The organism is Aeromonas lacus (assembly GCF_000764665.1).
Lineage (GTDB): Bacteria > Pseudomonadota > Gammaproteobacteria > Enterobacterales > Aeromonadaceae > Aeromonas > Aeromonas lacus.
Map to the genome: position 1 here is coordinate 1 of NZ_JRGM01000155.1, position 13,663 is coordinate 13,663.

11 protein-coding genes and 2 tRNA genes are annotated in these 13,663 nt (G+C 58.7%); 8 read left to right on the forward strand and 5 right to left on the reverse strand.

Going from position 1 to position 13,663, the window contains the following annotated elements:
- Window positions 1–252 precede the first annotated feature (252 nt).
- A complete protein-coding gene (locus LG31_RS0118130; protein WP_033115819.1) occupies window positions 253–1,938 on the reverse strand; it encodes an aspartate:alanine antiporter in 1,686 nt (561 codons plus the stop codon).
- A 762-nt stretch (window positions 1,939–2,700) separates the two neighbouring features.
- A tRNA-Asn gene (locus tag LG31_RS0118135) sits at window positions 2,701–2,776 on the reverse strand.
- A gap of 132 nt (window positions 2,777–2,908) precedes the next feature.
- Here LG31_RS0118135 and uvrB point away from each other — a divergent pair.
- The 3 genes from uvrB (at window position 2,909) to LG31_RS0118150 (ending at window position 6,002) form a co-directional block, all read left to right on the forward strand.
- A complete protein-coding gene (gene uvrB / locus LG31_RS0118140; RefSeq protein WP_033115820.1) occupies window positions 2,909–4,921 on the forward strand; it encodes an excinuclease ABC subunit UvrB in 2,013 nt (670 codons plus the stop codon).
- On the forward strand, window positions 4,918–5,175 hold the full coding sequence (locus tag LG31_RS0118145; protein WP_033115821.1) for a YkvA family protein: 258 nt from the start codon (window positions 4,918–4,920) through the stop codon (window positions 5,173–5,175). Before uvrB ends, LG31_RS0118145 begins: the two co-directional genes overlap by 4 nt.
- Before the next feature lie 179 nt (window positions 5,176–5,354).
- Window positions 5,355–6,002: a DedA family protein gene (locus LG31_RS0118150; protein ID WP_033115822.1), complete on the forward strand. Its 648-nt coding sequence runs from the start codon at window positions 5,355–5,357 to the stop codon at window positions 6,000–6,002.
- Window positions 6,003–6,085: 83 nt separating this feature from the next.
- Here LG31_RS0118150 and dsbB read toward each other — a convergent pair whose 3' ends face one another.
- On the reverse strand, window positions 6,086–6,607 hold the full coding sequence (dsbB, locus tag LG31_RS0118155) for a disulfide bond formation protein DsbB (RefSeq protein WP_033115823.1): 522 nt from the start codon (window positions 6,605–6,607) through the stop codon (window positions 6,086–6,088).
- 100 nt (window positions 6,608–6,707) lie between these two features.
- On the reverse strand, window positions 6,708–8,288 hold the full coding sequence (gene nhaB, locus LG31_RS0118160; RefSeq protein WP_033115824.1) for a sodium/proton antiporter NhaB: 1,581 nt from the start codon (window positions 8,286–8,288) through the stop codon (window positions 6,708–6,710).
- Window positions 8,289–8,622: 334 nt separating this feature from the next.
- On the opposite strand from nhaB, the gene fadR reads away from it, so the two are divergent.
- From fadR to LG31_RS0118180, 5 genes are all read left to right on the forward strand, one after another.
- A complete protein-coding gene (gene fadR, locus LG31_RS0118165; RefSeq protein WP_033115828.1) occupies window positions 8,623–9,336 on the forward strand; it encodes a fatty acid metabolism transcriptional regulator FadR in 714 nt (237 codons plus the stop codon).
- Window positions 9,337–9,639: 303 nt separating this feature from the next.
- A complete protein-coding gene (locus LG31_RS20605; RefSeq protein ID WP_071909966.1) occupies window positions 9,640–9,780 on the forward strand; it encodes a TIGR02808 family protein in 141 nt (46 codons plus the stop codon).
- Between the two features lie 187 nt (window positions 9,781–9,967).
- The gene (locus LG31_RS0118170; protein ID WP_033115825.1) at window positions 9,968–10,525 is read left to right on the forward strand and encodes a YaeQ family protein; all 558 of its coding nucleotides are present in this window, start codon (window positions 9,968–9,970) and stop codon (window positions 10,523–10,525) included.
- Window positions 10,526–10,537: 12 nt separating this feature from the next.
- Window positions 10,538–11,422 (forward strand): AEC family transporter, encoded by an 885-nt coding sequence (locus LG31_RS0118175; protein WP_033115826.1) that lies wholly within the window; start codon window positions 10,538–10,540, stop codon window positions 11,420–11,422.
- A 186-nt stretch (window positions 11,423–11,608) separates the two neighbouring features.
- Complete coding sequence (locus LG31_RS0118180; protein ID WP_033115827.1) at window positions 11,609–13,450, forward strand: sigma 54-interacting transcriptional regulator; 1,842 nt, start codon at window positions 11,609–11,611, stop codon at window positions 13,448–13,450.
- 135 nt (window positions 13,451–13,585) lie between these two features.
- Here the strand turns inward: LG31_RS0118180 and LG31_RS0118185 are convergent.
- Window positions 13,586–13,662 (reverse strand) — tRNA-Val (locus LG31_RS0118185).
- Window position 13,663: the final 1 nt, after the last annotated feature.

Below are 13,663 nucleotides of genomic sequence, written 5' to 3' on the forward strand. Positions count from 1 at the left end.
GCAGAGCAGAGCAGAGCAGAGCAGAGCAGAGCAGAGCAGAGCAGAGCAGAGCAGAGCAGAGCAGAGCAGAGCAGAGCAGAGCAGAGCAGAGCAGGGCAGAGCAGAGCAGAGCATCAACCATGGTAGGTAGGGGGGGGCAGACAGCGCAGATGGCACATCAATGAGCCTGCTCCGCATCTTGGGAGAAAGGCAGATAGCAAGAAGGGAGCCTGAGGCTCCCTTCTTTGTTTGCGGTAACTTGATGGCTGCTGGTTAGAACCAGAAGCCGATGATAAAGGAGCCTGCCAGCGTCAGCATCACGTTTGCCACCGCATAGGTACCTGCGTAGCCAAGTGCCGGAATGGAGCTGTTGGCGGCTTCGTTGACCACATCCATGGCGGGGGCGCAGGTACGGGCACCTGTGATGGCGCCGAGCAGCAGGGCCGGGTTCATCTTCAATACCCAGACTCCGAACAGGTAACCGACCAGCACCGGCAGAGTAGTGACCAGCATGCCGGAGAAGAGCACCACGGCACCCACTTCGCTCAGGTGATCGAGGATGCCGCCACCCGCCTTGAGACCGGTACTCACCATAAAGACAGCCAGACCGAGATCTTTGGCCAGTCGCAGGGCGCCGGGGGGCACGTAGCCGACCGTCGGGTGGTTGGCCCGCAGATAACCCATCAGAATGCCTGCCAGCAGCAGACCGACCGCGTTGCCGAGGCCAAATTCAATCTGGCCGAATACCAGCGAGACGGAACCGATCAGCAGCCCCAGCACGAAGAAGGTGGTGAAGGCCACCAGATCTGTAGTCTGGCTGTGGATACTGATAAAGCCGATCTTGTTGGCCAGCAGTTTGACCCGCTGTTTCTCGCCGCTGATCTGCAGCACATCACCTTTTTGCAGCATGATGTTGCGATCGAACGGCATCTCGATTTGGGAGCGCACTACCCGGTTGAGGAAGCACCCTTTCTCGGTCAGGTTGAGCTCCACCAGATGGCGGCCCACCACGGAGTCGTTCTTTACCACGATCTCTTCGGTGACGATCTGCAGGTCGAGCAGGTTGCGATCAAACACCTCTTTACCGTTGCGGTAGTTGACGTCCAGCTTTTCATGGCTCTCGGGATAGCCCACCAGAGCGATCTCGTCCCCTTCCTGAATGACGGCATCGCCATCGGGACTGGCGAGAATGCCGTTGCGGCGGATCCGCTCCACATAGCAGCCGGTGTGGGGATAGATGCCGGTTTCACGCAGGGTGCGGCCGCCAATCCAGGCTGCCAGCTCGGGGCCAACCCGATAGGCGCGGATGATGGGCAGGTAGGTCTTGCGACTGTCGCTGTCGGAGAGACCCCGCTCACGGGCAATTTTTTGCGCCTCGGTGTTGAGATCGAGCCGTGCCAGCGACGGCAGGTAGCGCACGACCAGCATCAGGCCAACCAGACCCACCAGATAGGTCAGGGCGTAGCCGATACCCATGTTGTCGAGCACCGCCTGCATATCGGTCTGATGGGGCAGGTTGAGCAGGCCACTGCGCAGGGCATCCTGGGCACCGACCAGCGCAGGGGTCGAGGTGAGCGACCCCGCCAGAATGCCGGCCGCCATCCCGGGCCCCAGATTGAAGAACTTGGCCAGCCCTACCGTGAGGAAGAGGGCGGTCAGCAGGATCACCAGGGTCAGGGTGATGTAGTGGATGCCATCGCGCAGGAAGACGCTGAAGAAGTGGGGCCCCGCTTCGATCCCCACGCAGAAGATGAAGAGCATGAAGCCGACGTTCTCGGTCGTGGCGGTGAACTCGAAGCCCATCTGACCAAACAGCAGGGCGGTAAACAGCACACCTATGGTGTTGCCAATCTGAAAGTTGCCAATCCGTACCTTGCCAAGCAGCAGGCCAAAAGCCAGCACCACGAAGAGCAGCAGGGAGTCGCTTTGATGTAGCAGTGTCACAAAGTCTATGGTCATGCCCGGAAAAACCGAGGAAAAAAGTGGGGCCGATATTGTGCCGGATCTATCCCCAATAAAGAAGCGCAAGGGGCCGATTAATCGAAAGGGATCTCGCACTATTTCGAGGCGATAGGGGGGCAAGGGGGAAAAAGAGGGAGCTTATTGCTGTGCCCCCCAGTGTCAATTAGTGAAAAATGCTGGTGGCCTCGCTTGGGGGATGGCAGCGGTAAAAACTTTAGATTCTGCTGCCACAACGCTTGATCGAGATCAGTTTCAGAAGATTCAACCAGCGGGATCAGAGGGTGGGCACGAGGTGAAACAGGGGATGATTTGCCCGTTCGCCCAGCCTGACTGGCCTGGCAAAAAGATATCTCGAGAAAGGTTCAAAAGACCCCTTTTGCGCCACTGACCAGAGATGCGTAAAAACAGCATAAAATCAGGTTTCGCGGCAAAACCGCTCCTGAAAAGCCGGGGTTGCCAGCTATCCCGCGTCCCGACAGGGATTGCGGCAGTTACCCACAGAATCTGTGGATAACCCTGTTTATGAATCTTGTTCATCGGCCGGAAAGCCGCGTCACGACTGGGCTGCAAGTGCTGTTCAAAAAATACCGCAGAAAAAAACTTGCTATAAAAATCAAATAGTTAGATATGGCAGAAGAAAACTCTGCAAGGGGGAGCGCGGGAGAAAACGGGAAACGGATCCACAAACGGGATCTTGTGCATTAAAAAAAGCTGGGGAGGGCACTAAAGTGGATAACTTGCACCGATATGGTGAGGAATTGGCTCCCCCGACTGGACTTGAACCAGTGACATACGGATTAACAGTCCGCCGTTCTACCGACTGAACTACGGGGGAACATCAGGCAAGGAGGGGCATCATACAGAAGGCGCCGGAGAGGGTCAAGCCGTTCGCGCCACCGCAAGCGAGTGTACCGCCGGGGAGCACTCGGTTACACTGCACGCTTGCTGCTTTGTGTCGGGAGTCTTCATGAGCAAACTGTTCAAACTAGCCAGCCAGTTTCAACCCGCCGGGGATCAGCCCGCTGCAATAGCCAGGCTGCTCGATGGCATCGAGTCGGGTCTTGCTCACCAGACCCTGCTCGGGGTGACTGGTTCAGGCAAGACCTTCACCATGGCCAATGTCATCGCTACCCTGAATCGCCCGACCATGATCCTGGCCCCCAACAAGACCCTGGCCGCCCAGCTCTATGGCGAGATGAAGGAGTTCTTTCCCGACAATGCGGTGGAGTATTTCGTCTCTTACTACGACTACTACCAGCCAGAAGCCTATGTGCCGACCACCGATACCTTTATAGAGAAGGATGCCTCTATCAACGATCACATCGAGCAGATGCGATTGTCGGCCACCAAGGCGCTGCTGGAGCGGCGCGACGTGGTGATCGTCGCCTCGGTGTCTGCCATCTATGGCCTGGGGGATCCTCAGGCCTACCTCAGCATGATGCTGCATCTCAAAGTGGGGGATGTGATCAACCAGCGGGATATTCTGCGCCGCCTCGCCGAGCTGCAATACACCCGTAACGACATGGCGTTTCAGCGTGGTACCTTCCGGGTGCGGGGAGAGGTGATCGACATCTACCCCGCCGAATCGGACAAGCTGGCCCTGCGGGTAGAGCTGTTTGATGAAGAGGTGGAGCGCCTCTCCCTGTTCGACCCGCTGACCGGCGCCATTGAGCAGACGGTGGTGCGCTACACCATCTATCCCAAGACCCACTATGCCACCCCGCGCGAAACCATCCTCGGTGCCATCGAGCACATCAAGGAGGAGCTCAGAGGGCGTCGCGAGCAGCTGATGTCGCTTAACAAGCTGGTGGAGGAGCAGCGTATCAGCCAGCGTACCCAGTTCGATATGGAGATGATGCAGGAGCTGGGCTACTGCTCCGGCATCGAGAACTACAGCCGTTACCTCTCCGGCCGGGCGCCGGGGGAGCCGCCGCCCACCCTGTTTGACTACCTGCCGGGGGATGGCCTGCTCATCATTGATGAATCCCACGTCACGGTGCCGCAGATCGGCGCCATGTTCAAAGGGGACCGATCCCGCAAGGAGACACTGGTGGAGTACGGTTTCCGGCTCCCCTCGGCGCTCGACAACCGGCCACTCAAGTTCGACGAATTCGAGGCGCTGATGCCGCAGACGGTGTTTGTCTCGGCGACCCCCGGCCCCTACGAGCTGGAGAAGTCCGGCGGCGATGTGGTGCAGCAGGTGGTGCGCCCCACCGGCCTGCTCGATCCGGAGATCGAGGTTCGCCCGGTGACCACTCAGGTGGACGATCTGCTCTCCGAGATCCGCAAGCGGGTTGCCGTGGAGGAGCGGGTGCTGGTCACCACCCTGACCAAGCGGATGGCGGAAGACTTGACCGAATATCTGGCGGAGCACGACGTCAAGGTGCGTTATCTCCACTCCGACATCGATACGGTCGAGCGGGTGGAGATCATCCGCGATCTGCGCCTCGGCAAGTTCGATGTGCTGGTGGGGATCAACCTGTTGCGGGAAGGTCTCGATATGCCGGAGGTGTCGCTGGTGGCGATTCTCGATGCGGATAAAGAGGGCTTCCTGCGCTCGACCCGCTCGCTGATCCAGACCATAGGCCGGGCGGCGCGCAACCTTAACGGCAAGGTCATCCTCTACGGCGATACCATCACCAACTCCATGCAGGTAGCGATCGAGGAGACCGAGCGGCGCCGTGCCCTGCAGCATGCCCACAACCTCAAGCACGGTATTGTGCCCAAGGGGCTCAACAAGTCGGTGGGGGACGTGATGGACATGGGGGGCACTCGCCCCACCGGCAAACCGGGCAAAGGGAGCCGCAAGGCCGCCGAGCCGCAAGGGGAGTACCATGCCCGCTCTGCCAGCGAGATTGCCAAAGAGATCAAACGGATGGAGGAGCAGATGTTCCAGCATGCGCGGGATCTGGAGTTCGAGCAGGCGGCCGCACTGCGGGATCAGATCCAGCGGCTGCGCAGCGAGCTGATAGAGTCATGAGCACCAGACGCGGGTTGCTCTGGCGGCGACTACGCCGCCTCTATCAGGGCTTTCGTCATCCCGGTACCCCCTGGTGGGCCAGGGGGCTGGTGATCCTTATCCTGCTTTACGGTATCAGCCCGGTAGATCTGGTACCGGACATGATCCCGCTTTTTGGCTGGCTCGACGATGCGACCTTGCTGCTCATTCTGCTGTGGGGTTGGGAGCGTTGTCTGCCGCCGCAGGTGCGCCACGAGCTGGAGGTAAGGCAGTAAGTCACAGCCTCTGCCACCATTCTCCCGCTTGATGGATAAGCCCGGGCGGGCGGTACAGCAGGAAAAACGGTTTCATTTGGCTGAGGGGTTAGCGGGTTTAAAAAGAGGCTAGCCCAGCGATTGTGAGCCGACTGGCATTGGCGTAGACTCCACGCCGTTCACTTTACGAGTATGGAAAAATGGATCTGATCCTCTTTGCAATCGACTTTATTCTGCACGTTGACGTGCATTTGAAAGAGCTGTTTGAAAACTACGGCATCTGGGTTTACGCCATCCTGTTTCTCATCATCTTCTGCGAGACCGGACTGGTGGTGACCCCCTTCCTGCCGGGTGACTCCCTGCTGTTTGCCGCCGGTGCGCTCACCGTGGGCAGCGTGCTGGATGTCCATACCCTGGCGGCCGTGCTGATCATCGCGGCCGTGCTGGGCAACGTGGTCAACTACACCATCGGTCACTTCTTTGGCGAGCAGCTGTTCCGCAACCCGGATTCAAAAATCTTCCGCCGCGACTATCTGGAGAAGACCCACGCCTTCTATGCCAAGCATGGCGGCAAGACCATCATCATTACCCGCTTCCTGCCCATCGTGCGCACCTTCGCCCCCTTCGTGGCCGGCATGGGCGCCATGACCTATCCGCGCTTCCTCGCCTTCAATCTGGTTGGCGGTCTGCTGTGGGTGCTGTCGTTCGTCTATGCCGGCCACTTCTTCGGTAACCTGCCGGTGGTGCGCCAGAACTTTACCCTGCTTATCTTCGGCATCATCGGCATCTCGCTGCTGCCGATGGTCATCGGGGCGATCAAGGCCAAGATGGGCGCCGCCAAGGCGTAACCAGCGGTCAGAAAGCATGAGAAAGGGGGAGCCATGATGGCTCCCCCTTTTTGCTGTTTACGATTTCTACGCCCATGCAAACGTCAGTTGCAGCAGCGTCCTTTCACCAGATTGCCGATGGCTACCACCACGAAAACCAGCAGGTAGGCGGCGAAGATGGCGACCAGCCACTGGGGCATGGAGAAATCGAAGAAACGCCAGCTGATCTCGGCGCAATCGCCGTCCGGGAAGAAGAGCCAGGGGATCCACTGATCGAGGGGGGCCCAGCTCGGGAAGTCGGCAAACGGGCTGCAGACGTTGAACGGGGAGGGGTTCATCTGATAGTCGACGTGCTTGAGGGCCAGTTGGAAGCCACGAAAGGCGCTGTATCCCCACAGCAGCATGGCACTCCAGCGCAGATACCACTTCTGCGGTGCGATGAGACCAACAAGACCGGCCGTGAGCACACCCAGGGTGGCGAGCCGTTCGTAGACGCACATGACACAGGGGTGAAGCCCGAGCACATGCTGGAAGAAGAGGGCACACAGCTCAAGGAACAGGGCGGAGGCAGCGAGCAGCCCCCACGCCAGTCGATTGGCTGCCAAACGGCGCAGAAACTCGATCATCTGATTGATCTCTCAGAAAAAAATAGTGGCTGAATTAGAGCAGAGCGGACAGCAAAAGAAAAGGGTCCGCAGGGACCCTTCTCGATTAGGCACAACGAGTTCAGTGGAGTGCGGGCGCCACGGCGGCGGCACCCTCTGACAGCACTAGCCATCCCTGCTGATAGAACCACTGGGTGGCGGGGCCGAGCAGCAACTCGACCGCAAAGAAGCCGACCAGCCCCAGCACCAGGGTGTAGGGCAGCGCCATCCACACCATGCGGCCATAGGAGAGGCGCAGCAGCGGTGCCAGCGCCGAGGTCAGCATGAAGAGGAAGGCGGCCTGACCGTTGGGGGTGGCGACTGACGGCAGGTTGGTGCCGGTGTTGATGGCCACGGCCAGCAGATCGAACTGCTCGCGACTGATGGCGCCGTTGAGCAGGGCCGTCTTCACCTCGTTGATATAGACGGTGCCGACAAAGACGTTGTCACTGACCATGGAGAGCAGACCGTTGGCCAGATAGAAGAGAGCCAGTTGCTGCTCGGGCTCGGCCGAGAGCACCCACTGGATCACCGGTTTGAACAGCTGCTGATCGATGATCACCGCCACCACGCTGAAGAAGACCGCCAGCAGCGCAGTGAAGGGCAGCGCCTCTTCGAACGCCTTGCCCAGCGCATGCTCTTCGGTGATGCCGGTGAGCGAAGTGGCCAGCACGATGACCGAGAGGCCGATGAGGCCTACCGCCGCCAGATGAAGGGCGAGGCCGATGATGAGCCAGACGGCGATCAGCGCCTGGACAATCAACTTGGCCTTGTCCTGCGGACTGCGCTTCGCCTCTTCATAACGGTTGTACTCCTCCATGATGGCGCGCACGTTGTCCGGCAGCAGGGTGCCGTAACCAAACCAGCGGAACCGCTCCACCACCACGCAGGTCAGCAGACCGCAGATAAAGACGGGGAGGGTGACGGGAGCCATGCGCACCGCAAACTCGCCGAAGTGCCAGCCAGCCTGCTCGCCGATGATGAGGTTCTGCGGCTCGCCCACCAGGGTGCAGACGCCACCCAGAGCGGTACCGATGGCGGCATGCATCATCAGGCTGCGCAAAAAGGCGCGGAAGTTATCGAGATCCTGACGGTTGAGCTCGGGCACTTCCTGATCCTGGGTATGGTCGTGAGGATTGCCGAACTCCTTGCCGGAGGAGACCTTGTGATAGATGGCGTAGAAGCCGGTCGCCACGCTGATCACCACCGCAATCACGGTCAGGGCGTCAAGAAACGCCGACAGGAAGGCGGAGACCAGACAGAAGGAGAGAGAGAGCAGGATCTTGGAGCGCACCCCGATCAGCAGCTTGGTAAAGACGAAAAGCAACAACTGCTTCATGAAGTAGATACCGGCCACCATAAAGACCAGCAACAGCAGCACTTCGATGTTGGCGACCAGCTCGTGTTTGACCTGTTCGGCAGAGGTCATACCGATGAGCACCGCTTCGATGGCCAGCAGACCGCCGGGTTGCAGGGGGTAGCACTTGAGGGCCATGGCGAGGGTGAAGATAAATTCCACCACCAGTAACCAGCCCGCGCTGAAGGGGTCGAGATAGAAGGCGATCGGATTGATCACCAGAAACAGCAGAATGGCGCTTTTATACCAGTGTGGGGCATTGCCGAGGAAGTTCTTGGCAAATGCCTGCCCGAGGCTTATTGGCATGATGTTGGGTCTCTGGGTTGTTGTTGGGATCTTGCATCCATGCAGTCAATGATGGATCGACCAGTACGTCCGGATGTTGACCTCTCGCGAGTTAATGTCACGTGATTTTAATCAAAAAGCGGGCCGATGATAAATAAGAGCTGGCCGGAAGCGGCCTTGATGGTGGTTTAATAACCACACATTGAGCGGCTTCCCACTACAAGGGATGTGATTGAATACAAGTTATCAACAATATTTGTCCCGATGTGAGCAGAGGACTGACCTTATGCTTGCCAGCCATCATCGCTTTGATATCATTCGTCAGCCTTTTTACGCATTACAACAGAGTCAATTCATGGTTATAAAAGCGCAGAGCCCAGCAGGGTTTGCCGAGGAATACATCATCGAGTCCATCTGGAACAATCGCTTTCCTCCCGGATCCATTCTGCCCGCCGAGCGTGAGTTGTCCGAGTTGATCGGGGTGACGCGGACGACCTTGCGTGAAGTGCTGCAGCGACTGGCCCGTGATGGCTGGCTGACCATCCAGCATGGCAAACCGACCAAGGTGAACAACTTCTGGGAAACCTCGGGCCTCAATATTCTGGAGACGCTGGCTCGTCTCGATCAGGACAAGGTGCCGGATCTGATAGCCCAGTTGCTCTCTGCCCGTACCCACATCTGCACCATCTTTATTCGCGGGGCGATCCGTCACAATCCGGAACAGGCCGCCGAGATCCTGCGTGGCGCCGATGGAGTCGAGAACAATCCACAGGCCTATGCCGAGTTCGATTATCGCCTGCATCACCAGCTGGCGTTTGCTTCCGGCAATCCGATCTACGCGCTGATCCTGAACGGTTTTAAAGGGTTGTATAGCCGGGTCGGTAGCTACTACTTCTCCGACAAGCAGGCTCGCGAGACCGCAGATGCCTACTACAAGACGCTGCTTGGTCTGGCCGAGACCAAAAACCACGAAGCGGTCTTTATGACTGTGCGTCAGTACGGTATCGAGTCAGGCAAACTCTGGACCCGCTTGCGCCAGGATATGCCCAACGATCTGTGTGACAACTGATCGTTCGCCAGACACTCAAAAACGCGTCATCGGGCGCGTTTTTTTATGCCATTGAGTCACGCCGCCAGCCGTTTTACGTCACAAGGCGCGCAGGGACAGGGTTGGTTTGGCGCGATAATGACCATCTAATAGCTTGATCTGGATGGATATTCGGCCGAAAAAGTTGATCCAGCTCAAATGCACCCTGCATTTATTACTTTGGTGGCATTGGACTCATACTCACATTGAGGTCAAATGGCCTCACGAGAGCGGAGCCTACATCCGCCAAAAGGAACACACCTTTCACTGGATGAAGGACACACAATGAGTCTTCTTGAACACACCATCTGGACTGTGCTGGGATACGGGGCCATGCCCTTTATCTTTCTGAGCGGATTCGTAGCCGTGGCAGTCACCTGCTGTGCGCTGCTCAATGCGTTCGGAGTCCAGTCCGCCGAGAAGTGAGTCGCTTCTTGATACCGCCAAATGCCAGTCTTCGGACTGGCATTTGTTTTTTCTGTCTTTTAAAGCACTTAAATCGAGGCTATGGGGTAGAAAGGTGATGCGGGATGGTCGAACCTGCCACTGATTTTGATTACACTGACGGCCATATTTTCTACCCCCACTTGTCACAGGGTATTCAAGGTTTTCTATGGCTCTCAAGGCAACCGTATTCAAGGCCCAGATCAGCTTGTCTGATATGGATCGCAACCTCTATCAGGATTTCTCCCTCACGCTGGCGCGTCACCCCTCTGAAACCGACGAACGGATGATGATCCGGTTGGCGGCCTTTGCCTGGCATGCGGCCGAGCGGCTGGAGTTCACCAAGGGGCTCAGCGCCGATGACGAACCCGAGCTCTGGCTCAAGAGCTACTCGGACGAAATCGAGCTCTGGATTGAGCTGGGTCAGCCCGACGAGAAGCGGCTGAAAAAGGCCTGCAACCGTTCCCGTGAAGTGGTGCTCTATCTCTATGGCGGCCGCGGCACCAGCGTCTGGTGGAAACAGAATCAGGGCAAGCTTGGCCTGCACGACAACCTCAGCATCATAGAGCTCTCGGAGAGCCAGACCCTGCCGCTCACCGAGATGGTGGAGCGCACCATGCAGCTCACCTGCACCATCTCGGAAGGGCAACTCTGGATCAGCAATGGCAGCAAAGAGGTGACGCTCGATCCGCTGCTGTTGATGGGCAAGCCTGCCCGCGAGCTGTAACGGGATCTCCCTGTGCTCGGCGCCCTGCTCAATATCGTCATCCCCGTGTTTGCAGTGGTCGGGCTCGGCGCTCTTTATGGCAGATTGCGGCCAGAGGCGGCGCTCGGTTACGTCAATCGGGCCAATATCGAGCTGTTTACCCCGGCGCTGGTCTTCTCCGCCCTGGTCAAGTATCCGCTGGCGCTGGGGGAGCATCTGCCGCTCATCGCGGCTGGCGCGCTGGTGATCCTGTTGCCCGGTCTACTGCTTGCGCTACTCAGGCTCAAGGGGATTGAACGGGCGGCGCTCATTTTGCCCGCCATGTTCCGCAATACCGGCAACCTCGGCATCCCCCTGATGGTGCTGGCCTTTGGCGAGCAGCAGCTAGGGGCCATCGTTATCCTCTTTGTGCTCTCCAACCTGCTGCACTTCTCGGTCGGCATGTTTATCCTCTCGGCCAACACCTCCCGCTGGCTCTGGCTGCGCAGCCCGGTGCTCTGGGCCGCGCTGGCCGGGTTGCTGGTGGCTAATCTGCATATCGCGCTGCCGGAGTATGTGGTGACCACCGCCTCGCTGGTCGGGCAGATCTCGGTGCCGCTGATGCTCTTTGCGCTGGGAATAAGATTGACGGAAGGGGAGCTGGATCATCTGGGGCTGGCGCTGAAATGCAACCTGCTCTATCTGCTGGCGGGCGGTTTGTCGCTTCTGCTCGCGATCGGGTTGTTGCCGCTCAAGGGGGAGTGGATCCCGCTTCTGATGTTGTCGGTTTCTCTGCCGCCTGCGGTGCTTAATTACATGCTTTGCGAGCAGTACCACTGCCAGCCGGAGAAGGTGGCCAGTATCGTGCTCGGCGGCAACGCCCTCTCTGTGGTGGTGATCCCGCTGGCCGTCTGGCTGGCGCTGCACCTGCCAACCTGATCTTGCTCACATCTTCTATATTTTTGTTTTTGTTGGCTTTTATCTTCATTTTTGTGCTCATTTTCCCCGTCATTCATTTTCCCTTTTCGTGATCCCCCCCGAAGTTGTGCTGACGGATATCCCTTAGTATCTGGCCAGCATGGCTCCCTTTAGAGGGAGAACAACAAGAACAAAAAGGAATGATGGATGAGATCCGTGAGCAACCAGTGTCTGTTGATGCAGATCCAGCCCACCATCTTGCGTTTTGCCAAGATGCTGGCGAGTGTGCTGCAACTTGAGGTCGAGATCGTCGATGCCGATATGGTGCGGGTAGCGGGCACTGGCCCCTATGGCAAGTTTTTCGGCCGCCAGCTGGAGGGGGACTCCCGCCTGCTGCGCTATGTGATTGATAACCAGCGGGAAAAGATCGTTACCCACACCAGCGATGATCCGGTCTGCGAGGGGTGCAGCTGCAAGGAGAGCTGTCGCGAGCGCGCCTTCCTCGGGGTGCCCATCATGGTGGATGAGGGGTGCATAGGGGTGATCAGCCTGGTCGCCTTCAGTGCCGAGCAGCAGGCCCGTCTCAACAACAATCTGCAGGATGTGTGTGACTACGTGCGCCATATCTCCACCATCTTTGTGGCCAAGCTGCTCGATTCGCGCGGCCTGTCGGACGGGGTCAACAAGGTGTTCCTCGATCTGATGACCCACATGGATCAGGGCTGCCTGCTGCTCGACGAGAAAAATCAGGTGCGCTTTGCCAACGAAGCGGCGCTGCATCATCTGGGCTGTCAGCCGGAGCAGCTGCAGGGGCGTGAGGTGGGGATCCGCCCGCTCACCTTTGCCCGGCAGGAGATCAGCGGCCATATCCAGCACATTTTCACCTTGGGGGATCGCCAGGAGCTGATCATCGGTCAGCTGCACCATGTGCAGGGGCAGCAGCTCTTCCTGATGGCCTTTCACCAGTCCCACTCCGGGCAAGTGCGCGAGCCGGATCCCGATGTCCGCATCGACCTGCTGATCGGCGAGAGCAAGCCGATGCGCAACCTCAAGCGATTGCTGCAGCGCATCGCCCAGAGCCCGTCGAGCGTGCTCATTTGTGGCGAGAGCGGCACCGGCAAGGAGGTGGTGGCCCGCGCGGTTCATCGCCTGAGCCCGCGCCATGACAAACCCTTTATCGCCATCAACTGTGCCGCCATCCCCGAGCAGCTGCTGGAGAGCGAGCTGTTTGGCTATGTGAAGGGCTCCTTCACCGGCGCCTCCAGCGGTGGCAAGCAGGGGCTTATTCAGGCGGCCCATCAGGGGACCCTGTTCCTCGACGAGATCGGCGACATGCCGCTCACTATGCAGGCCAAGCTGCTGCGGGTGCTGGAGCTGCGGGAAGTGACCCCCATCGGCGCCAGCCGGCCGGTGCCGGTGGATATCCGCATCATCGCCGCTACCCATCAGCATCTCGACCAGTACATCGCCGAAGGGAAATTTCGCGAGGATCTCTTCTATCGCATCAACGTCATTCCTCTCAACCTGCCACCGCTGCGCGAGCGGGAAGGGGATGTGGAGCTGCTGACTCACTATTTCCTCAACCAGCACACCAGCCGGATCGGCACCGTCTACCCCGGTCTGACACCGGAGGTGATGGCGCTGCTCAAGGGGTATCGCTGGCCGGGCAACGTACGAGAGCTGAGCAACCTCATCGAATATCTGGTCAACGTCAGCCAAGCCGGTGAAGTGATCGACAGCAGCCTGTTGCCGCCCAACATCATCCGCAATCAGGATCCCCATCCAGTGGTAACCCAGACCATCCCCATCGTGCCCCTGAGCGCCATCCCGGGCGAACCGGTGGCAGCGCAAGGCCCAATGGCAGTCATGCCGGAAAAGTTGCAGGATCCCGCCCCGGGAGAGAGCGGGCTGGAGAGCATGGAGAAGCAGATGATCGAGGAGACTCTGCAGCGGCTTGGCAACAAGAAGCTGGCGGCGCAGGCATTGGGGATCGGGATCGCTACCCTCTATCGCAAGATAAAGAAGTACGATATTGCCGTGCAGGCCTGATGATCTGGCGGTGTCTATTCAGCCCGCGTCATGCAAATGGTGATGCGGGCTTTTTGTTGGGCGCAGCAAAAACAGCGCAAGAAGGTAGGGGGAGAGAATGCAAAAAGCCCGCTCGATGAGCGGGCTTTTCAAATCTGGTGCGTCCTAGTGGATTCGAACCACCGACCCCCACCATGTCAAGGTGATGCTCTAACCAGCTGAGCTAAGGACGCA